The organism is Paenibacillus luteus (genome assembly GCF_006542765.1).
Taxonomy (GTDB): domain Bacteria; phylum Bacillota; class Bacilli; order Paenibacillales; family Paenibacillaceae; genus Pristimantibacillus; species Pristimantibacillus luteus.
Window position 1 is genome coordinate 35,993 of the sequence record NZ_SKCD01000009.1, and the last position, 23,903, is coordinate 59,895.

At 46.4% G+C, this 23,903-nt stretch carries 12 protein-coding genes; 2 read left to right on the plus strand and 10 right to left on the minus strand.

What is annotated here, in order from left to right; all coding sequences use genetic code 11:
* Positions 1–85: 85 nt before the first annotated feature.
* Both E0496_RS06655 and E0496_RS06660 read right to left on the minus strand, forming a co-directional pair.
* Positions 86–562, minus strand: a complete 477-nt coding sequence (locus E0496_RS06655) for a DinB family protein (RefSeq protein WP_141500850.1) — start codon at positions 560–562, stop codon at positions 86–88.
* 115 nt (positions 563–677) lie between these two features.
* Positions 678–1,049: a MerR family transcriptional regulator gene (locus tag E0496_RS06660; RefSeq protein ID WP_141500851.1), complete on the minus strand. Its 372-nt coding sequence runs from the start codon at positions 1,047–1,049 to the stop codon at positions 678–680.
* Between the two features lie 137 nt (positions 1,050–1,186).
* On the opposite strand from E0496_RS06660, the gene E0496_RS06665 reads away from it, so the two are divergent.
* A complete protein-coding gene (locus E0496_RS06665) occupies positions 1,187–1,945 on the plus strand; it encodes an SDR family NAD(P)-dependent oxidoreductase (protein WP_141500852.1) in 759 nt (252 codons plus the stop codon).
* A 167-nt stretch (positions 1,946–2,112) separates the two neighbouring features.
* Here E0496_RS06665 and E0496_RS06670 read toward each other — a convergent pair whose 3' ends face one another.
* The 4 genes from E0496_RS06670 to E0496_RS06685 all read right to left on the minus strand — a co-directional run bounded on the left by E0496_RS06670 (position 2,113) and on the right by E0496_RS06685 (position 18,419).
* On the minus strand, positions 2,113–3,321 hold the full coding sequence (locus tag E0496_RS06670; protein ID WP_141500853.1) for a hypothetical protein: 1,209 nt from the start codon (positions 3,319–3,321) through the stop codon (positions 2,113–2,115).
* Positions 3,322–3,490: 169 nt separating this feature from the next.
* Positions 3,491–4,864: an SMI1/KNR4 family protein gene (locus E0496_RS06675; RefSeq protein ID WP_141500854.1), complete on the minus strand. Its 1,374-nt coding sequence runs from the start codon at positions 4,862–4,864 to the stop codon at positions 3,491–3,493.
* Positions 4,865–5,066: 202 nt separating this feature from the next.
* Positions 5,067–10,529: an InlB B-repeat-containing protein gene (locus E0496_RS06680; RefSeq protein ID WP_206669721.1), complete on the minus strand. Its 5,463-nt coding sequence runs from the start codon at positions 10,527–10,529 to the stop codon at positions 5,067–5,069.
* Positions 10,530–11,075: 546 nt separating this feature from the next.
* Positions 11,076–18,419 (minus strand): CBM96 family carbohydrate-binding protein, encoded by a 7,344-nt coding sequence (locus E0496_RS06685; RefSeq protein ID WP_161601331.1) that lies wholly within the window; start codon positions 18,417–18,419, stop codon positions 11,076–11,078.
* Between the two features lie 95 nt (positions 18,420–18,514).
* On the opposite strand from E0496_RS06685, the gene E0496_RS36105 reads away from it, so the two are divergent.
* Positions 18,515–18,703 (plus strand): hypothetical protein, encoded by a 189-nt coding sequence (locus E0496_RS36105; RefSeq protein WP_206669722.1) that lies wholly within the window; start codon positions 18,515–18,517, stop codon positions 18,701–18,703.
* Between the two features lie 14 nt (positions 18,704–18,717).
* Here E0496_RS36105 and E0496_RS06695 read toward each other — a convergent pair whose 3' ends face one another.
* From E0496_RS06695 to E0496_RS06710, 4 genes are read right to left on the minus strand one after another with little or no spacing between them, the layout of a single operon-like run.
* The gene (locus E0496_RS06695; RefSeq protein WP_141500858.1) at positions 18,718–20,460 is read right to left on the minus strand and encodes a hypothetical protein; all 1,743 of its coding nucleotides are present in this window, start codon (positions 20,458–20,460) and stop codon (positions 18,718–18,720) included.
* Between the two features lie 37 nt (positions 20,461–20,497).
* Positions 20,498–22,060, minus strand: coding sequence for an extracellular solute-binding protein (locus E0496_RS06700; protein ID WP_241674624.1), 1,563 nt, complete (start codon positions 22,058–22,060; stop codon positions 20,498–20,500).
* A 26-nt stretch (positions 22,061–22,086) separates the two neighbouring features.
* A complete protein-coding gene (locus E0496_RS06705) occupies positions 22,087–22,965 on the minus strand; it encodes a carbohydrate ABC transporter permease (protein WP_141500860.1) in 879 nt (292 codons plus the stop codon).
* Between the two features lie 10 nt (positions 22,966–22,975).
* A complete protein-coding gene (locus tag E0496_RS06710) occupies positions 22,976–23,875 on the minus strand; it encodes an ABC transporter permease (protein ID WP_141500861.1) in 900 nt (299 codons plus the stop codon).
* Positions 23,876–23,903 lie beyond the last annotated feature (28 nt).

A 23,903-nucleotide genomic window follows, 5' to 3' on the forward strand; every position in this document is an offset into this window, starting at 1 on the left:
ATTATATCCAAAAATACTTGACCCTATATATAATAATGTTCACCGTATCATCTATAGAGCAAAAGTTAAAGCGGTGGCGTCATTCCTATCTGCGCCCCCCCTCCTTGGAAGGGCCGTATACGGCAGGTATGGATAACCCAGCTTGGCGCATCAGTACCGTAACCTGACCGCGATGGTGAACGATGTGCTTGATCAATCCCATAAAGATCGTCGCGTTGGACTCCGTTCTTCCGAACGCATTTTGGGTTTGTTTTAACGTATCATCCGTCCACCGCTCTTGAAGAGCATTTGTTGCCTGAGAGCTTACCGTTTTAAAAACCTCCGTAATTTCCTTAGCGGATGGCACTACGCTCGAATTTGGCACTTTGGCTATCGGAACTCCGAATTCCGTTAAATAATCCGGGATGTTCGTGACGAAATGCCATGCGATCCTTCCCAATGTGCGTCCTTCGGGATAAACCTGCTGCAAAAGCGCTTCATCGGTCAAGCTTTCTAATATCTTTTCAGTTAATACGGCTTCCCGCTTCCATTCAATGATCAAATCTTCAACAGTACAATACATGTTTTCATCTCCCTCAAATCCATTTTAATCGCTAATAGTGACAATCTTTGTCATTGTTATGTTTTTAGCCTACCCGAGAAAAGCCTTTAACTATCCATCTGTTGTCGTCGCATGCTTATCCAATGCCTGTCCCTTTAGCAACGGAATTTTTGTAGGCTGCAATTTTGTCTCCAAGTATCTTCTCAGTGGCTGTTAAGTTGTTAATTTGATTCTGAACAGAGTTTCTATGCTCTTCGAGAAGGTTCAAGCGGGCTTGATTCGTATGATCGCCTTGTAAATATAAATGCGCATATTCTCTAATTTGTACAATTGGCATATGGGTTTGTTTCAACCTCATTACAAAACGCAGCCAAGCGAGGTTAGTTTCATCATATATTCTTTCTCCATTTGCATTACGTATCGGAGCAATAATCTCTTCCTTTTCATAATATCGCAGTGTATGTGCAGTTATCCCTAATATTTTGGCTACATCGCTGATGGTATACATACACGCCCCCAAATTTATATTAGTTTTAAGCATCCCCATAATTATAAAAAACATTTGACTTAGAGTAAACTCTAACCTATATAATTAAACCGTTGTTGGCTTACCATATATTCTTGTAGAAAACGGGAGGACGTCACATGAAATATACTGTAGTTACAGGTGCAAGCTCGGGTATAGGTTATGAAACTGCTCTAGCTTTTGCAGCTCGCGGCAAAAACTTAATTGTTGCAGCCCGTAGAGAGGAACAGCTGGAGGAATTAAAGTCTGAAATTTCCCGTATCTACCCTGATGTGGATGTCGTCGTTCGTGCGACAGACTTATCCGTTTCCGAGAATGCTTATAAGCTTTATGACAGTCTACAAGGTTTCCAGATTGAAACTTGGATTAACAATGCGGGGTTTGGCAATTTTGCTTCAGTAGCCCAGCAAGATTTAGATAAAATATCTGCAATGCTGCATCTGAACATAGAATCGTTGACAATACTCTCCTCTCTTTTTGTTCGCGACTACTCCAATATTGAAGGAACACAATTAATCAATGTGTCATCCGGTGGCGGCTATACGATTGTGGGAAATGCCATTACGTACTGCGCAACTAAATTCTATGTCAGTGCCTTTACTGAAGGACTCTCTCATGAGTTGAAAAGTAAAGCTGCACTTATGCAAGCTAAAGTGTTAGCGCCTGCCGCAACAGAAACAGAATTCGCGAAGCGCTCCTTTGATGTCTCCGAATTCGAATATCACGGGACTGTGCCGAAGTTCCATACCGCGAAAGAAATGGCTGGATTCATGCTTGACCTTTATGACAACGATCGCGTTGTTGGGATTGTTAATGGTTTGACTTACGAGTTTGAGCTCAGAGATACCATTTATAATTATGTAGCAAGCACGCGATAAGCTCATTTTGAAAAAAGCAAGTTACGAAGCATGGCCACCCTTCAACGGATGGCCATGCTTGGACATTCATATGGGCTTGTAAGGCATTCGCCAATCAACCTAGTCATGTCTAGAGAAAAATGTTCAATTTCCCAAACTTCTAGTCCACATAAATTTTTTTAGTTCATTTAGTAATCGCGTGCTGTATCGAACCAGCGTTGAGCCATCTCCTCTGTTATAGGCTGGCCAATCAGGTGGTCAGACTGGCTAAGTTGCCATACCGCTTCACCTAGATCTTCCCGTTCGGTCGTTTCAATACCTTTGAGGGTGTTGAAGCGCACAGTGAAAGCGGTAATGGCTGCCTCTGCCTCAGCAAAGCTGCGGACCTCCGCCAAGGTTACCTTTGCAGCATCGTAAGCTTCATTAGCCTGCTTGGCCAGACGTTTAGGCCAGGACGAGAACGGGCGGCCGTACTCAGTCGTCCACCACTCAGGCTTTCGTAACTGGCTCACTGAGGCATGCTCGGTCCACGGGCGGATTTTAGCGCGTGTTTTCATTTGCTGTTTTAGTCGCTTGCCAGCGTTCTCTTCCACATTATAAGCAATAAAACGGTCAAGCAACGGCCATTCGTCTAATGACGGCAAGTCCTTCAGGTCAGGCATGAAGCGCAGCTCCAAATTCGTTAACTGGGCATGACGAGCCAATAAGTCCAGATCACAAAAGTTCCCCCACAAACTCAATGAGTTAAGGTTTGGGAACCGTTTTAGACACTCCAACGAGATGGGCTGTCCCAGCGGTGCGTTTTGGAGAGTCAGGCTTGTTACCTGCTGCAATTCACCGAGGTCGGGCATCAAGAACGGAGTATCATTCTTGCGTCGGCTGGTGCGCGGCGCTAGCGTCAGAGAAAACGGTACGTTTCCATCGGCCGAAAAACGTGATAAATCGCCAGAAATGCTCAGGCGGAAACTCCGCTTTGGAAGCTTCAGCCTTAGAGATTCCTTTGACTGGTCCAACTTGATATGCAAGCCATGCAAATTGGAATGACTTGCGTCCACACGCGTATCCGCAGAGAGAATTGGAGTCCACGTCATCTCTTCAATGGGACGTTTCTGCGCCCAGTCAAAGAAGCCGGCGTCACTGCCTGTATAATGTAGAAATCGCGGCCAAGGAGAGCCCGCTGGCGTCGCAAAGACATCAAATACGGTCCAATCGATGTTCGTATTAGGCGTGACGTGAAGGTCTGCCTTCTTTCCTAATCGCGAAGGTCCAATGGATAGACTGCCCACACCGGGCTGAATGACAAGCGTGTGGCTACGAGGACCTGTCAGGTCGATAGGGTAACGACCAGCTTCTCGAACAGAACCCGCAGAAAGACGAGCTTCGTTATCATTTGACATATCTATCATCCTTTCTTCTAAAACGTATCCAGTCATTTTAACCGACAGAGCTCTCATCTTCTAGCATTCATTTTGCATTCCTGCTATTTAACTTTTCCCTCTTGCCTCTATCTTTTAAAAAATTCCCATTATTTTCTCATATATAAAAATTAGGGTCAATCTCAACTAATTATGATTCATCCAGCCGTGCAATAACTTCTGAGCGGGCTTGGTCTGTGAAGCGAATCACCCCGTTTTTCTGAACAATCAACCCTTCCCGTATCCGCCCATCCAGCCAGTCGCTAATCCAGCCGGGAGCATATCCGCCTTGACCGAACTCGCCGCCAAAAGCAATCATTTTCTCATATACATCCAAATATTGTTGACGGCTCGTATTCGGATAAGAGTTCGTGTACAGCCAGAACTGCACATCGTACATCAAAGTTGAAAGCTCATCCGCATGAAAAGAAAAATGTCCCTTTTCTTCAACGATTCGAGTACAGACTGTACGGATCTTCTGCTCAAGCTGTTCCACCTCAGGCACTCGACTGCACAGCTGTTCTAACAAGGGTGAGAATTTGCCAACGGCTACTTTCCGCAAATCCTCCTCTTTATCCTCCTGAGAGGTATCGTACTCCTCTTCACTCACCAGGCCACGTATAAACGTCTCGAAGTCTTCGGCTAGAAACGTAATCTCATAATTATCTTCCTGATCCACATGAACCACCTCGGGCTCGCCGTCCCTCCCGCAGTTCCGGTAATCCAGCATCACAACATCATGGCCTGCTGAAGGGCAGTCACAAATTACCACGCCGATGTCAGGATAACCCCACTCCTCAATCATGAACGAGCTGCCAAGATCGCCGCCGATGGAGTAGCTTTTGTCGCGACCAATGCCCATGATGCCCGTAATTGCAATGTGATCCTCGGCCCATGAGGTAGCGTCCTCCGTCGGAAAACAAGTAGGATAAGGAACTCCCCCATTGTGCTGCTTCATCAGACTGATATACGAGGCGGGAAGCTTGTAACCGAGCTCTTCTTCTAAAGAAGCAATTAGCTCATCCGTAGGCGGGGCAGATACATATTCTCTTAGCGCGTAATCGCTATCGTCCCAAAAATCGGACAGGGCCATTCCTTCAAAAGGAGCTGCAGCCGTTCGCGAATTATTATGCTGCTCTCTCATAGCCCATCTGGCCGCGGCGTGCTGCACTTTGCGTAGCTTGCGCTGGCTGTAGTTCAATAACCTAGCCGTATTCTCATCGTCAGGATCAAGGTTATGGGCGATACCCAGTACTCTCACTGCTTCCTCATATTGATTCAAATAGTAGTAGGAATAGCCCACACGAAAATGCCACAGATGGTCATTGCGCCCCTGTTCCGCAATTATGGCAAACTGTTCAAGCGCTTCTTCATACCGTCCCAAATTGTTATATGCTCTTCCCAGGCTGCTGACCACCTCGTAGTCTCTGTCCTCTGGAGCAATCTCCGTCAGGGTGTCTGCAATCTTCTGGTGTTCATCATCTTCATGCCACTGCGCCAGCTGCGCGATTAGTTCTTTATCCATGGTCTACCTCCCCAAGCGTATAATTAAGCTGCTAGAATATAGCGAATTAAGGTTTTCCCTATTCTACCAGATGGGATATAGGTATTGGAAATTGGCATAAAGAATCATATTTTCATCCAAGTGTCATTAAGTGCTGTTAATTTGATTACAAAAAAAAGGCTGCTTTGAATTTGACTTCAAAGCAGCCTTTCTCCAGATTCCTTTAATTGCTCTTTTGTTCCTGCATTTTCAAAAGCACCGTTACCGCCTCTGCTCTTGTCATTTTATCTCCGGGAGCAAATTGGTTTGCGTTTTTGCCTTCGATAATGCCTAGTTTTTTCAGTGCCGCCACTGTGCCTTTCGCCCAGTCTGGAATATCTTTGTCATCTGCAAAACCAGATGCCGCAGCCGCTCCGTCAGCCAGGTTTAGGGCTTTTGCAATCATTACGGTCATTTCTGCACGAGTGATTTCCGCATTCGGGCGGAAGGAGCCGTCTTCATAGCCATTAATAATACCCGCGTTCACTGCCTGTGCGACAGATTTCTGTGCCCAGGAGCCGATTTTGGAACTGTCGCTGAACGTCAGCTCTGCTCCATCCAGTTGCAGTTGGAGCGCGTTCATTAGCATAACCGTAAATTCTGCGCGGGTAACGGTACGGCCCGGCTTAAACGTGCCGTCTGGATAACCGCTGACGATGCCGGCGCTTACCGCTTGCTTGATGCTAGCTTGCGCCCAGTGTGCGGCGATATCGCTGAAGCTCACTGTTGCCGGAGGGGCAGCATCCGCTACCGCAAATACAGCATATTTTGCGACGTGATTGACATCTACGGTAATGTTGCTGCCGCTAACGGTGCCGCCGACTTTTATCCATTCCTTCTTTAATTCGTCATAATAAAAGACGACCGGCTTCTCATTGCCCTTCAAGCTATTTGAAATAAATTTAAGAGAGAGCGTAACAGGTTTGTCAAAGTTCTCCGTAAAGTTTTTCACAATTTCAAATACCGGGCTGAGCAAAACGTCCTTGCTCATAATTAACGCCTGTATGTTAGTGACTTTGTTAATCCTTAATTCCAGCTCTTTGCGGGTTGCATGTGCGGGAATGACAATCTTAATCTCATCTCCGAGGCTAACCTCTCCCACTTTTCCTGCGGGAAGCGTTAAATTGCCATCTGTGGAGGTGACCTTGGAGTCCGTCACTGGCGAGCCTGGATTGTATGAGCCGCCGCCATCTCCGCTTGTTGCGACTATCATGCTTTCGCTAGCATTCGAAATATTCCCCAGCATATCGACAGCTTTTGCGGTATAGGTATATGTCTTCGAAGCAGAAAGCCCCGTATCGACATACGTACTTTCCGCCGTTTCCACAATGAGCGTCCCATCACGATAAATCATATATTTGGCCACGCCGGAATCATCGTTTGCGGCAAGATGAAGTTCGATCGAGTTTGCCGTTTTTGCGCTCAATGTGATGGTTACCTGATTCGGTGCGGTCGTATCCGCAAGCACCCCGTATGTGGAGAAATGGCTGACCGTCGTCTCGATGCCATCGTCCGTTACTCGAGAAGCGTTGTATTCCCACTTGCCAGTAGACACGTTGTAATAATAAATTGCGAGTTTACTCCGATCAGAGCTCTCGTCATACCCGAGTGTAATCTGTACGGGTTGAGTAATGGTTATACCTTCAAATTGAAAGTTGATAACCTGTCCGGCTCTAGCGAGTTTAACCTCTCCGGACGGCGCGACGTTTGATTCTTGCACCATCAATGTCGCCCCTTCGGGAATCATCAAACCGTCAGGCAGCCTAATTACGAGACCGCCTGGGTACGTAAGCGTACGTACCGAAGGGTCTAACTTCATCGGCACTCCCATAATACCTTCTCGGGTAATCGTAATCACGTATGTCGTGTTTGAGCCGTCTTGAGCCGTCACTGTAATCTTAATAGGGTTAGGTCCGATGGCCAAGCTCGAAGCATTGTAGGAATATACGTCACCTGTTTCCGAATTGTAGGTCGCCCCCGTAACCGTTAGCGATTGCGTAGGATCCCCTTTGCTCAGGAAAAAATCAAGGCTCGAAACTGAATTCTCCACAACTACGGCATATGTCGTCTGTAATGGTAAAAAATTGAGCGTCCCCTTATCTAATGACAAGGCGGACAGTAATGCGTTCGATGACAGCCATTGCGCATACAAGGTGACGTTCTCCGAGCCTATAAGGAAATCTCCCCCCCCAGCGTAGCTAATGCCGCTACCATCCTGCGCTGTATTCCAGCCTGCAAACTTGTAGCCTGTTTTCACCAGATTTCCGTGGTTGTCGTATACCGCTACCGCATTACCTTGCTCATAAGAGCCGTTGTCGGTTGGTACGTTGCCGCCTGTACTGCCATTTCCGTTATACGTCACTGTATATGTCGGGTTCAATGTCCACTGTGTATACAGTGTCACATTGGATGCGCCCATGTTGAATGCAGCGCCTGCAACATAGTCTGTTCCAGTTCCATCCGCTTGCGTATTCCAGCCTGCAAACGTATAGCCCGTCTTCACCAAATTTCCGATATTATCGTATACCGTCACCGTAACACCTTGCTCATACGAGCCGCTGTCGGTTGGTACGCTTCCTCCAGTACTGCCATTTCCGTTATACGTCACCGTATATGTTGGGTTCAATGTCCACTGTGCATACAATGTCACATTGGAAGCACCCATGTTAAATGCAGTGCCTACAGCATAAGCCGTTCCGGTTCCATCCGCTTTCGTGTTCCAACCTGCAAACGTACTGCCTGTCTTCACTAGATTTCCGCTGTTGTTGTACACCGACACCGTAACGTCTTGCTCATACGAGCTGCTGTCGGTTGGCACGTTTCCTCCTGTATTGCCGTTGCCGTTATATGTCACTGTGTATGTTGGGTTCAATGTCCACTGCGCATACAATGTCACATTGGACGCGTCCATGTTAAATGCAGTGCCTACAGCATAGTTCGCTCCAGTTCCATCCGCTTGCGTATTCCAGCCTGCAAACGTATAGCCCGTCTTCACCAAATTTCCGATATTATCGTATACCGATACCGTAATGCCTTGCTCATACGAGCCGCTGTCGGTTGGTACACTTCCTCCTGTGCTGCCGTTGCCGTTATACGTCACCGTATATGTTGGGTTCAATGTCCACTGTGCATACAGTGTCACATTGGATGCGCCCATGTTGAATGCAGCGCCTGCAGCATAGTCTGTTCCAGTTCCATCCGCTTGCGTATTCCAGCCTGCAAACGTATAGCCCGTCTTCACCAAATTTCCGATATTATCGTTTACCGATACCGTAATGCCTTGCTCATACGAGCCGCTATCGGTTGGTACGTTTCCGCCTGTACTGCCATTTCCGTTATACGTCACTGTGTATGTCGGGTTCAATGTCCACTGTGCATACAGTGTCACATTGGATGCGCCCATGTTGAATGCAGAGCCTGCAGCATAGTCCGTTCCAGTTCCATCCGCTTTCGTGTTCCAGCCCGCAAACGTATAGTGTGTTCTCACTAGATTTCCGTTATTGTTGTATACCGATACCGTAACATCTTGCTCATATGAGCCGCTGTCGGTTGGTACGCTTCCTCCTGTACTGCCGTTGCCGTTATACGTCACTGTGTATGTCGGGTTCAATGTCCACTGCGCATACAATGTCACATTGGACGCGCCCATGCTGAATGCAGCACCTGCAGCATAATCCGTTCCGCTGCCGTCGGCTTTCGTATTCCAACCTGCAAACGTATAGTGCGCTCTGACTAAAGTTACTGCATTGCTGTCAACCTTGACAGTTACTCCTGGCGAGTACGACGTGCTGTCAATCGGCGCATTTCCGCCTGTGTTTCCGTTTCCGTCATATGTCACATATTTTTGTATCGCTTGCAAGTAAGGATATCCGTTATTTCGCAATGGGCTTATTCCCCATGTACTCGTAAAGTTCCAGCTTTGATCCGCAAAAGTACTTTGCATTTTCATCTCTGTGGTCGTTTGGCCAACGCCTTTGCCTGTATCCAATTGTCCAGTTGTAATCGAGTCGTAGAAGCTGTAGCTAATCGTTCCAGTATTATTGCCAATCAAACCGCCTACTTTGGTGCCGGTTCCTGTTACACTTCCTGTTGCATAGCCGTAGCTGTTTGTTCCGCTATTACTCCCAATCAAACCGCCTATATTGGTACCGGTTCCGGTTGCTGTCACATTTCCTGCTGCATAGCTGTAGCTAATCGTTCCATAATTATTACCAATTAAACCCCCAATATTGGAGCTGCTTCCTGTTACATTTGCCGTGGCAAAGCTGTTGCTAACCGATCCATTGTAGTAATTGTAGCCAATCAAACCGCCTACATTGGAGGCTTTTCCCGATACGCTTCCTGTTACGTAACTATTGCTTATCTCTCCGCCAAGGTTACGGCCTGCCAAGCCACCTACATCTTGTCTACCTGTAACATTTACATTTTCCAATATCATATTGGAAACACTCGCATCATTGCCTATATAACCAAACAACCCTATATAAGTATCGTCTGGTTTATTTATCGTCAAGCCTGTAATCTTGTGTCCATTGCCGTTCATATGGCCCTCGAACCAGTTGCTAGAATCCCCGATTGGCAACCATCTTTGGCCGTAGCTGCTCAAATCAATATCCGCCGTAAGCTTATAATAAAGACCCGAGTTCAAATAATTCCTGACCGTATCGAGATCCTCGCCTGTTGCAATCTGATAAGGATCGTTTTCAGTACCCTTTCCAACCTCTAAAACCTTCGTCCATTGTGCGTACAGCGTCACATCGGACGCAATTACGCCCTCAGCGTCTGTTTCATAGCCAGTTCCTTGTCCATCTGCTTGCGTGTTCCAGCCTGCGAACGTGTAGCCCACCTTCACTAGATTTCCATCGTTGCCGTAAATCGACACCTTAGTGCCATTGTATGAGCTGCTGTTAGCGGGCACGTCTCCACCTGTGCTGCCGTTGTTGTTATACACCACCGTGTACCTAGGGTGTACGGTATACGTAGCGGACCCTTCGCTTGCGGCATGGGAGTCGTCCCCCGAGAAGGCAGCGATAATGGAATGCGAACCGATCGCCAGGTCGGATGTCTTAAAGCTGGCGCTGGACGAGGCGCTTAGGAGCTCTCCCCATCCCACCGTAATCGTCATGTCATCTTGGCCCCAGAAGGTGAAGGTCTTAGCTGCAGCATCCATCGTAATCTTCGATAAATAACGTGCGCCCCCTTTTTCCAATTGCTGAACAATATTGCCGGAAGCGTCGTAAGTAACAATGTTCATCCCAATGCGATTATCCGAATAACTGTAAGCCCAGAAAGTGTAAGCTCCCCATTGAATAATGGGACAAGTAGGCGAACAGTTCGCTGACCCGTTAGGAGGAGGAGTAACTCTTGTACTTGTTGTTGTAATTAATGGTTCAGCCTTAGTTAATCCCGTTGTTACAAGGTCTTGAATACCATCCTTGAACGTGACTGTCCCGCTCGGGGTCGTTCCTCCGATTGCCGGATCGACGGCGGTGACGGTGAAGGTTACTTCCTCCCCATAAGTGGAAGTATTGAGGCTTGCTGTAATCTTCAATGTGGCCGTACCCTGAGCCATAGCGATTCCTGAATAAATAATTATGAATACTGCCAACGCGAAGACAACCATCATCGTCTTTTTCTTTTTTGCCATGCCAAAAATATATTGCACTCCTATTTCCCCTTTGCTTAATAACAGTAGAAAACTAAAATTCCTATTGTTCCACAATATAAATAGATATAAAACTAACTAGCATCCGCTTCTCAAGGAAGTGCAAGACCTTTAAACTATGCTTTATCTTCCCTAATTAAAAATTACCATTTAAATCCTTATTATTTCATTCGACAAGTTACCACATATTCCTTCAAATTTTAAGATATTACTCTTCCAAGCTTTATTAAGGGCGTTACTGTTAAAAATGACGGGCTTTTACATGTAAATATAATCGCTTAAAAGTCAAAAGCCTGCCATTTGGCAGGCTTCTTTTAATATGATGTTACCTTCTCTTAATACACAATTTAACGTAGTTATGGGCAGACCATTGTGAAGCATCCAAGTCACCTTGGATTCTGGTTTTAAAGTTGCCAAACTACTCAAATTAAAACCACCAACAGTAAAACGCTTTTTTAAAAACCTCAACTAGACTTGATATTTCATTTTCATCGGTTACTTGTTTCTCAAGCTCTCTTCTCGCTTCACTTAATTTATGAACTCCAGATATTGTAAAAGGCGCTTCAGCATGACCGCAGTTTCCGCACGAGTGGCCATCTCTTGGGGTGCGAACAATTGATTCGTTACCCCGTTTACGATTCCAGCTTCAACGATAGCTCCAACAGCCTCCTTAGCCCAAGCAGATATGTTAGGGCCATCAGCAAATGCTATGGGCTTTTTACCCTCCTTGCCATTCTTCTTGCTGACCAGCTTCATTGCCCGCTCAATCATGACTGCCATTTGCTCGCGGGTGATAGTTGCATTCGGCTGGAACTCTCCATTGCCTAAACCATTAATTAACCCCGCATGGGCCGCCGATCTTACGGAGTCCATAAACCAGTTCTCTGCTTTAATATCAGAGAATGGAGACTCAGCCAACATTGCGCTGCTTAGATTAAGTGATCGAACCAAAAGGCCGGTAAATTCTGCTCGGGTAACAGGGGTATCCGGCATGAAGCTTACCTCGGTTTTTCCGTTCAGCACAAGCTTGGAAGCCAACAGCTCGATGTCCTGTCTAGCCCAATGGCCGTTCAAATCCGCAAATGATTTGGTATATTCCATAATTGTGTACACGCTGTTACCAGGATGCTTGATGGTAACCTCCATCTTTCCATCAGCCTGCTTAAATATAGCAGGAACGAAAGAGAAGCTCTCGGCAACCGGATCATACAGCGCTGCGGTAGCTTTAAGGGGATCAACGACTTTATCCAAAGCAATGGTTCTTTCAACATAAGTGTTTTTGAAGCTATGAAGCCCGATTACCTTTCCTTTGGCTTCCACTGTGATGCCAAAGTCTACAGCTTTGTCCAGCAACTTCAGTCCCTTTCCCTTTGCTTTAAGCTCCAGCTCTGCCGCGGCGTTACCCATAACCTTTGCCATCCTGACCGTTACCACCCCATCCTTTAATTCGGCTCCAAGCGTATTGACCACTTCAGTCAAATCGAGCACTTTAATCGGTAAATTATAGCCGATGTTACGAATTTGAATCGCCAAATGGTCCTCCGGTACAGCTTTCAGAGCATCGCTTAGAGCGGAAGCAGAAATCTGCACCATAGCTACGGCTGCTTCCGTGTTTACAACAATTGAAATCTGCGTTTTGCCGCCACCAGTTTGCCGCAAGATTTCAACCGCATTTTTCATGGTGGCAGCATCGATTATCGCATTAGCGACCGTCTTGCCTCCGGCTATTTCCAGAATCGGAGCGACTACAATTTCTCCATAAGCCGTTACATTCACCTGTAAATTGGCAGGTGGGGAAATTACACTGCTTGAGTCGTTTCCTGATCCGCTGCCAGCTCCCGAAGCCGGATTTACAGTAACAAGACAGCTTGGCTCGACTTCAGTAGCAATTCCGTAAACCGAGCCTGTAACCGTAAATTTGCCCGACTGTGAATAGGTGGCCGGATCAATGCTGTTCCATCTCACCTCAATGGCCTGGATACTATGATCACTAAATTCAGCATTGACATGTTTCGGCAAAACAGGAGCTACCCCGACAGAAGTCACCACCTGAATCTGGTCGATGTTGTGAATAGTATGGATGACCGGGAGGGTTACCGAAAATTCCACAGCATTTCCGCCTTCATGCTCTGCATCGTATGCACTTACCGTAAAATAATAGGTTTTACCATTTACTAGTCCAGTTACTTCAACGGGATCATACAAGTATTCAGTTACCATTTTCTGTTCCGTATAACGGTGCGACTGCTCCCCGTATTTCACGCGATAACCCTCCGCACCGGAAACGGGAGTAAATGTAATGAACGCCTTCCCATCATCGGTCTCTATATTCTCTATCGCGGGCGTCTCCATACCGTTTAGCAATTCGACAGTATAATCATCATAAAAGGCAACGGCCTTGCCCGACAAAATTCCGGCAGTGCCAACGAGCAAATCAGAATCCGTTGCTTCAACCACCAGTATTCCATCCACATATAACTTAATCTCGCTGCCTTCGAAGGTAGCATGAAATAAATGCTCCCTATTCGGAGCAATTGAAAATTCCTTCTGGCTAATCGTTGTAGTCGTTCCCGCTACTTTTTTCCGAATGGCAATTACTTGTTTATCTTGCACCTGATCGTACTTATACCCTAGCAAATAATAATTGTTATAATCCAAATAGCGCCCCAACAAATACTCTTCGCAGGTAGTGGCGAACGGGTTGGTTATTTCGACCTTGGCGGTAATCGAATAATCTTTCCAATGAAAGCCTTGAGCCACGAAGATGCGGTCCGGATTATTGGCTGCGCTTTTCAAACGATAGTTACCACCGGCATGATCTACACTGAAAGTACCGGCAGAAAGCTGCCAGTCCTCTATGTAGCTTCCATCATTAAAATAATCCTTCAAGAGGACCGTGTCATTCGGTACTACTGCCATTTCGTTGGAAGGCATGCCCGCACCGTTCTCATTCCATGGGACCACTACCACATAATTGGGCATTTGCGAAATTGCGGCCGGGATAACCCACGGACTGCCCGTTACATGTTCTACTTTATATTTGTACTCACCGCTGGCATTCCCATAATGGATCACATAAGACGTATTAATAGAATTAGTTGTAAAATCGACAATGATTTTGTTTCCGTCCGCGACCAAATTTTTCAGCTTTGGAGATACTGCCGTTGCGGCTCTTGGCGTCATGGATAACTCGGCGGAGTTAGCACTCTCTCCTAGGGTCCCAACGGCCGAAACCGCAAAATAATAGGTAATGTTATTGGTTAAGCCCGTGACAATCGGGGATGTGCTGATTGTTTTTATGGTATGGGTGTAGCTGCCCGGCTCCGTTCCATAACGGATATAGTAATACAGCGCACCTTCAACCCCGTTGAAATGCAACGTTACTTGCTCATCTCCAATTCCAATCGTATGAAGGACGGGCTTGGGCATGGATGTAGGCTGAACCAGAATGCCATCGAATTTTCCGGAAGCCTGATTGGAAAACAACCCTATTCCTCCCGATGAAAACGCAGTATCAGTTATGCTCAGTTCTTTTCTTCCATTGATGTAGAATTCAATAGTGCTGCCAGTATATACGCCTCTAAACCGGTAGGATTCTCCTGTTCGCAAGGTGTAAGGCTTCTCAATCAGGGTTGTAGTCGTTCCACCCGATTTCTTCTTGATTGCTAGGCTGCAATTGCCGTAAATAAGCAAATAACCGTTATTGGCATCCTGCACTCTTCCCATTATCCCGATTTCTCCGGGACTGCTCATTCGAACCCAAGCGAGATAACTGACATCAGAATAGCTTTTCATTGTATACGCCGAAGCATACCCTCCGCTAATCTCTTGAAGCACTCTCTCCTCCTCATCCGATTCTTTGGCCCCTTCCGCTGTCGTTAACGGATTTTTGATGTTGTAGGGCATAATGATATCTTGCGTTACGCTCCAGTCTCCACCGCCAAGTATCCACTCATCAGTCAAAGCGGAATAGGAATTTTCCATATAGTCAAAGGAGTCATGGAACAAGCCCGGGATTAAGCCGCCAATGGATATCAGGGTGTCAATGGTATAAACATCACCGGTAAAATGCTCTGTTTTGGTCCCCCCTCGCGACTGTGAATAATATCCGTTTATTGTTTTGGCATAATAATCGGAAACGCCCACCTTTTGCAGCATGTCAACCTGATCTCGCAATGCTTCGCTGCCCGGCGCATTCCAATAGCCGAAATAATCCAGTAGTGCTCGGTTTTGAAGAGATGGATCGATTCCAAGCACAGCGTATGTGGCGCTTTCTCGAGGTCCGCTGGCATCACTTGAGTCAAACTCATGCTCCATACCCAGTTGCCCCATGTAATCTCCATCCTCGGCATACCGGTCCCAGGTTAATTGTTGAGTTTGGGCATAAAGCTTCATCGGATTAGCCAGATACGCATCCATCGTTATGGTCCTGAAGCTCCATAAATTGCTTTTCACATTGCCTTCGACCCTGGCTGCCTTAGCGGTAAGGGTACCAAACCCTGTTGTTTTCTCATAGCATGATTTAATCGATGTTAATCCTTTGTTTGCTAATTCTTGAATGAAAGCCATGTGATTATAGCTTTGAAGGATTGCCTTGACATTCTCTGTTCCTAACACAAAAGCCGAGGCATAAAGCAAGGTCATATTCGGCTCCCAGAAATTAGGGTTGCCCGTATACGTGTTAGGATCACCATTCATAGCCAATCTGGAGCCGGACCGCCTATTATCGTCTTGGTCGTAGTCACTGGAGGTAAATGCCGTGCTGATCAAAGCAGCCTTAAAGAAGGTCACCAGCTGCGACTTTTCGGCTTCTGTCAATCGACTCATTACCTCCTGATTGTTCCATAACAGTGCGATGGAGAAAACCATGGAGGATTGGCCTCTTGAATCTAATCCTCCCTGCAGATTCGGCATGTTGACTTCATTAGTCAGCATTTTTCGAATAATTTGGACACACCGCTCAACCAGTTTGGGATCGTTGTTGCCTGATATAACCGATACAGCGATAGCCTCAAAGGATTTGGAACCGGTTAATTCGGATGTTGATCCTTGAGCCGCATCCTTATTGCTGAAAACGATATTTGCCGAATCGATCATAGCCCGCTCCAACGTCTCGGAGGATGGCGGCGCGTATGGGTAGTCCGTACGTCCTGCCGCTATATCCGTTGTTTCCATGGCCGTTATCAGCACGTTGTCAACCTGATCTTTAATTATTCCGGCAGAGATGAAGACCCGGTTTGCTGTACCTGTGATTGGCTCTTTTTTATGAATGGTAAGCGTGCTACCGCTGATCTGCACGGAATCATCTCTTCCAAGAGGCTGATAGGTGCCCCCACCGTTCGTAGAAATTTGCAGTGAAGCCTTTAGCTCTTCAAGATTCGTAGATGCCGCTTTTATCACTTCATTAAACACCAATACAATTTTTTTGTTTAGATTTACAGCATATCCAAACAATAGCTGGGGCGGCATGGAATCGGCAGTTATCGCCTCGCTGGTATATTCTGTAGAAACAGCGTTACCGGCTTCATCTTTCACGGTATTCGCTGCAACTCGAATTCGGCTTAACGTACCGCTTACCTTCTCCGCCAAATGGACAACCAAATTACCGCCAGAAACCATAACGGAATCATACTGGCTCAGGGGCTGATAGGTATTGCCATCGATGGCAAAGCTTATAGCGGCTTTAAGCTCCTCCGGGTTGAATAGACGGCTGTACAATGGCTCAGTGCCGGTGATTTTAATTTCATGATTGGCGTCATCGAGCATGGCCACAGAATTTAAAATAGGAGCTGTCGCATCGTAGACAAGATCGGTCAGCAACTGCGCGGAGCCCATTTCATTATCGGCCCAATCCTTTAACGAACCTCCCTCAAGCCGAATCCTCGCTCCCGGAATATCCAGACGGTTCGCTAGCGTTACAGTTAACGTGCTGCCGTTTATTGTTACGGTATCATTGGCAGCCAACGGTACAAATTCGCTCCCATCTCTCGCCAAAGCAATCGCTTGCTTCAGAGCGTTTTGTTCTGCTGCCGCTTCCTTGACATACTCATCAAATTGAAGTTGGATCACTTTGTTCTCGATGCTAACTTGAGATTGAATCAGCACGGGTGGAGCAACATCGTAATCAACCACAAGCTGTGGATTGTTCGCCCCGCTTTCTTTGCTGCTGACAGTTCGGTTCTTGCTGGAATTGGTGCCCATCAGCATAAAGGACACGGTGCCATCAGCCGATTTCTGCTGATTGACGTATTCCGCTACATTCCACTGATACCAGCCGTTGACGCCACCAACATACATGCTGGAGACCAGGGTAGAATAGGAAGGCTGGTTGTTATAGGTAATGCCTGTCTCGCTCCAGCTGTCATCCGTAACGGCGTACAGCTTGAGCTGCTGCGCAGTCGTATAAGCATCGGAAAAATACAGCCGTAGCCAGGCACTGTTCAACACTCCTATATCACCCACATTGAATTTCAAGAATATCCGGCGATTATACGTTGTGCCTCCTTCTTTTAATTCCATCCCGGTTTGGCTGCCATAATTAGCTCCAACAGTACCTGCTCCGCTGTTAACATGAGCATCCGCAGACGCTGAAAGGACTGTTTTGACCACACGTCCCATTAACGCCTCGGTAACCGTCTCCCCGAACAATACCTGATTGTTGGAAAACCCCTTAATCGAATTAATCAGCACCTTCACCTTGTAGCCTTTACCCACCAGCGGTGTAGCGAAGCTCACAACAAGCGTATTATTTTGTATGAATACGCTGTCCCCGGCTGCAAGGTCGCTATAGAAGAACCCATTATTGGAAGAAATTTTGACATTCATTTTGTTAAATGCCGCATCACCGCTATTCCATACAATGGCTTTATTGAAGCTCAATATAATGCTTTCTCCATCAGCACTCATCTCGGCGCCAAGCATACCAGGTGGATTTAAATCCTCCTCTCCAACCAGGCTGCCAGTGACGGTTTCGGTCGTCCTGGTATTGTTATACCTATCCTTCAAGCTGCCTCCCAAAAGCTTCAGCTTATTCAGACCGCCCTTAAGCGGCAATTGCAAGGAAATAATCATGTTATTGCCTCTCAGACTTACCGTATCGCCCGGACCGAGGGCGGAATACGTTGTACCGTTGGTGGCCAGCAGGACATTTCTTTTCAAGTTGTCCCCTGTGTCATCAAACAACGGTTCATTAAATTGGACTGTAATGTCGCGAAATCCGGCTCCAACCACAGCAGATTGAAATGAGGGTGCCGTGGTATCGTAAGTAACGTCCAGATGCGGCTTGCGACTGGAAACGGTAGCTTCCTTCGCATATATGTTCTTTAAGGATACCTCGCCGACAAGGGCCAGACTGGCAAGGCCGTCTCCCTCCTTTTGCTGGCGAATATAATCGGTAATGTCAACGCCGTATTCCACGTAAGTGCCTACGGCCTGTGACGGCAGCGTGAAGGTGCCGATTAATGCACCCAGCGCCGGCTGATTATTCCAGGTAAGTCCTGGAGACGTTTCTGCCCAGCTATCATCTTCAATCGCATAGACGGATACCGTAACGGGTGTAGAATTAGGTGAAGCGCTTACAAAAAGCTGTGCAATTTCAATATTGGCATTTACCGATGCAAGGTCAAATCGCAAGAAAGGCCGTTTGGCATTTGTGGGCGATTCGATTATGGGCAATTGGTACGTTCCGTTCATATTAGTGTATGTCGTAGCTGGATTTTGACTGTCAACGGCTGCGTCCGCTTGCGGATACAATTTAACCGGTGCCGCTTGGACGGTAGGGGGAGGAAAAAATATAAACCCACTGAAGGAACCCATAATATACAGAAAAATGATTAAGCTACTGATACTTCTTCGTAATTTTCGCTTAAGCAAATTCATCGACCTCCTAGTCTTTCTTACTAAAAATAAATCGTGCCGCCCCTCGCAGGAAAGTACCCTTTGAGAATGCGGCCACGTATCTATTCCTCATGGGCCGTGCACTACATCTTTCTTTGCATGTCCAAGGTAATTCGATGTTCCATCAGACGATACCTTTTCCGGTAATCATCATACATAGCAATGATATCCGCCTCGGAACCAGTGAAACTGCACTTCATACAGCTGTAAACCTCGTCTGTCTGCTTGAGGTATACATCGTTTCCGCCAAACAGGCATAATGGGCATCGGTACATTAATTTTTTCGGATGGTCAGACATGTCACAGCCTCCTTCCGATTCTCGGAAAGTTCATAATGGAGTTTCAACGAGTAATACGGATTAAACAGGTGGCCTTCAGCTGCCTCGGCCAATAATGCCGTTCCTTCAGCAGGTTCAAGCGAAATGTACGTTTGGATTGGAGGAATGCTGGCGGATGCCTTTGTACCATTAGGGACCTGAATCCATTCTGAATTATAGTCGTAAACCAGCTTTTTTCGGTCGTCCCCTTCCACTTCCAGTATAATTCCATGCAAATCCTCCGCATATTCCGTAAACCCATAGCATCCTTTGAAATACTCCTGAATGCCGATTTTAGCTGCCTGGTCGGAAGTGCGCACAAGCTTTCGTCTAATCATTATGATTCCGTTGGGGTAAAACTCATAGATGGTTTCGATTTCTATCTGTAAACCATTCTTGAACGATAAAGATGCAGGCGTGAGACGAACCCTCGTCCCCTCATCCCCGCGTTCAACAGCGGCAACCTTGGTGCTACAATAGCATAGGTCCAGCTTTTCTTCCCCGTTCAAAACAAACAGGGTTGTCCTCGCTCCGTCATCGGCAGAGTGATGCTGTGCCCCCGACCGAAGCTGGGATTGAATGATATACGGGTAGGATGCAATTTCTCTCATCGGAGAATCCGGCCCCGAATGAGCCGCGAATCGTCCAGCGTAAGGCCTAATATCGCCGATGGACCCGCCTTGATTCGAATCGATTAATACTCTGAAATACGGATCGATATACCAGAAGTAATGTTTTCCTGAACCAAACAAAATTTCTTTGCCTAAAGCCACGATAGGCTTGCCTACAGGGATGTTGTCCCGAAACCAGTACCCGAATTCTTTCATGTACATGTCCCGTACTTCTCCTTGATCGCGAAGCTGAGCGAGATATTCAAGGGTTTCCAAATATAATTGCTGGGATACTTCCGGCATATCCTGCAGATTGGGATTATCGCCGAGCCAGCTCGGGCTTACATGAACATGATAGAACGAGTATCCATCATTGTAATCCTCCTGCATTCGGTACTGGTCGACCAGATTGAAGTCGTAGTCATGGCTCAGGCCTTTATTTGCCAGACCTCGCTGCACATTGGCGGGATGGCTTGCAAAAAAATCGTTTCTGCCTTCGTAAGCCAGCACCAGATCCCGGCTTAAATGCGGAATGGCGACAAGTCCCGCCCAGTCTTCTTCATTCGCCGCCGGCCGGAAGGAATGGCCTTTTCCCGGATACCAGGGTCCCCACGATACGCCTTCGGAGAACAGATACCAAGAGTTGTTGCACCCATGAAAAATTTTCGTTCCTTCTTCGAAGCAGCTTGCCGTTACCGTTGTCGTAGCAGGACTTAGCTCTTTCACGATTTTCATGGACAAAGCGTCCAACAGGTAGCTTCCAATCGAAACCGGTTCACATCCGAGCTTGGTGCGGAATAGCTGGAGCGCGTATTCAAGCGATTTGCGCTTGTTCTCCTCGCTTGCCAGCCAAAAGGGGGTATTCCCTCCCCATTCCGGCTTATTGATCCGCCAAAGCCATAACGCAAGCTCATCTCCAAAATCGCGATGATACTGCTTAATTTCTTCAACCATCGCGTCATCCTCCAGGGAGGAAACAGGGATCATCAAGGTAATCTTCAGATTCAACTTGTGGGCATATTCCTGCTGCAGCTTATAGAACGGATAATTTTTTCCCGTTTCCGGCCGATGGATTACATTTAATAACATAGTACTCACCCTTATGCTTTATAATTTCAGAACTGGCCTAGCTTTTCAGATACCGTTCGTACGCATCGTTATAAATTTTAACGATATCGTCCATCCCCATATCCTTTAACGTTTTCAAATAAGAGTCAAAGTTGGCGTCCACTTGTTCAACACCCATGACCCACTTTTGTTCCTTCTCCATAATAAAAGTTTCAATTGATGACCATTTTTGGCTAATGATTTTTTGTTCCTCATCGTTAAAGGTCAACTGAGGGAACAAGGGAAGCAGCGTCTTGTTATTGATGTACATGTTGACGCCCTCCTTGGCTATTGGATTCATCCACTGCTGTTCATAGGAAAAGTCCTGTTTCACGCCAATCTCAAGCTGTGCCCCAACTTCCACAAGCTGGTTTAGAACCGACTTTTCGTTTTTCAGCACTTCATCCTTAAAGATCGGCTTGCCGTTGACCATATCATAATGAGTTCCTTCCAACCCGAAGTTACTTAAGCGCCGCCCTTCTTCCGTGAACCAGAAGTCGAAATATTTGATGGTTTCTACCGCATGCTTGTTTGAAGACGAAATCCCCCAGCCACGTGCGACAAGCAGTGGTCGGCTTTGCTCTTCTTTCACCGTTCCGTTTATATCCGCTGGCGGCATAAACGGAACAAACTGAATGGACGGCACGCTCTTTTTGACCGAATCATTGTAGGAAGCTGTGCTGCCAAACCAATCGTGAGTTGAACCTCCCGTATTGTTGCCTAGAAGAACATCCCTTGCTTTGGAGCCACGGGTATAAATTTCATTATCGATGAGCCCTTCTTTGTACCATTTGGCAACATTGCTCATAGCTGTCTTATATTCTTTCTCGTATTTACCGTAATGAACTTTTCCGTCCTGCTCATACCAGACCGATCGGGCTCCGAACAATTGGGCCAGCTCGATAACACCGGCCTTGTTCCGGTTAAAATAAGGAACTTCATCTTTCAATCCATTGCCATTCGGGTCTTGGTTTTTAAATGCGGTTAATGCTTTGTAATACTCATCCACTGTTTTAGGAAACGGCAATCCGAGCTTATCAAGCCAATCCTTGCGGATAAAAAATCCGCTGGATGCTTCGCCATCCGCTACAAACGGGATATAGTAGAGCTTGCCATCCGACGCAACGGAGCCTTTTCTAACCCAATCATTGTCGTCCAAAAATTTCTTCAAATGCGGTGCATGCTGTTTGATCAAGTCATCCAAAGGCACTAAAGCGCCCTGAAGCGCCGCATTGTTCATGTCATCCTTACTTCCGTGAATAATATCAGGCAGATTGCCTGAAACCAGCATGAGATTGAAGGTTTCCTTACTGTTTGTCGCCGTTGGGGAAGCCGTTCCCTTCAAGGTCACCTGGGTCAGTTCTGCTGCTTTGGCGAAAACAGGGGAGTTATTATCAAAAACACGGGAGTCGTTATAGTGCAAATGAATTTTTAGCTCCAACGGAGTTTTACTGGTTTCTCCCGAATTATTGGTGTCTACCGCCACTGTGCCTTCCTGTTTAGGGCTATTGGAGCAGCCTGCTGCCAGCGCCGCTACTAACGTTACACAAAAAACAATTTTTGCTAGCTTTTTTCCATGCATCAAAGCACATCTTTCCTTCCGTATGTTTATTCTTTAATTGAACCGACCATCATTCCCTGGACAAAAAACCTCTGAATGTAAGGGTATACAAGTACCATCGGCAAAATGGCAACGATAATCGTGGCATATATAATTGTTTCCTTTGCTATATCCACTGGCCCTCCGTTGTCCAGCATACTGTTCACATTCATTTCGACAATCATTTTCTTGAGCAGTACCTGCAGAGGTATCTTGCTTTGGTCTGTGAGCAAAACCATCGACCAGAAATAGGCGTTCCATCTCCCCACCGCATAAAAGAGGCCTACGGTAATTAGAGCCGGAACAGATAGCGGAATGTAGATCCTCCACATAATGCTCCAGTCGTTGGCACCGTCCACCCTTGCCGCCTCCTCCAGCGAGTCCGGTACAGTAGTGAAAAAAGTTCGCAGCAGAAATACGTTAAAGGTAGTGATCGCAAAAGCGATGATGATCCCGAAACGACTGTTCAACAAACCCAAATCCCGCAGATTCAGGTAATACGGAATCATGCCGGCGGCCCCGCTCATATTGATCCACATGGTAAAAGCAATAATGAAATTAATAACGGTAACGCCAAACAAACGCTTTTTGGATAAGGAATAGGCTCCTAGAATCGTCAGCATTAAGCTGACCATCGTTCCGAACAACGTATAGAAAATCGTATTGGCATATCCGAGCCAAATCCCTTTCTCTGCCAGAACGGTCCGATAGGCTGTAAACGTCACGTCCTTAGGAAAAAGAAGCACATTTCCCCTCACAACCTGCTCAGGACTACTAATGGAGGCCGACAGCACATAGAGAAACGGATACAAGGCGGCTAATGCCGTCAAGCTTAATAAGACATAGTTAAATCCAGAAAACCATTTTTCACCTCGTGTTAGCTTCATGCCAATTCACCTACCATAATCCAGTATTCGTAAATTTCTTGCTCAGCTTGTTGGCACCAATGACGAGAATAAAGGCAATTACAGCATTAAACAGACCGACGGCAGTAGCCAAATCGTAATGCCCCTCCTGAAGCCCTGCCCGATACGTATAGGTGCTAATAACATCCGCGGTTTCATACGTAACGGGTTGATACAAGAGAATAATGGCTTCATAGCTGACATCCATAATGTGACCTACCTTCATGATCAACAAAATCATAATCGTAGGCAGAATGCCTGGGAGGGTAATATGCCACATCTGACGGCCCTTATTAGCACCATCAATTACTGCGGCTTCATAAAGTTGGGGATTAATCCCTGACAACGCTGCAAAATAGACAATGGAGCTAAAGCCCGCTTCCTTCCAAATATCAAAGGTCAGCACGAAAATCGACCGAAAATACTCCGGAACAGTTAAAAAGTAAACTTTTGATCCGCCTAATTTGTCTATAATAAAGTTAATCACACCGTTATTGGGCGCCAAGAAATTGGTTGCAATTCCCGCCACAATGACCACAGAAATAAAATGGGGTAAATACGTGAAGGTCTGTACGGTTCTTCGAAAAATGATATTCTTCGCTTCATTCATCAAAAGAGCAAGAACAATCGGTATTGGAAATGCAAACAAGAGACTGTACAAGCTAAGCACCAAGGTATTGACTAAAACTCGGGTAAAGTAAGGGCTTTCAAGAAATACTTTAAAATGCTCCAGACCAACCCATGGGCTTTCGGCAATGCCGCGAAATAGCAAAAAATCCTTAAATGCAATTTGCAGGCCATACATAGGTTTGAAAATAAATAAAGCGTACCAGAGCAAAAATGGAATCAGAAATAGATATAACAGGTAATCTCTTCGAATTTGCCTCAGCATGGCCGCACCACTTCCCCCAATCCTTTAT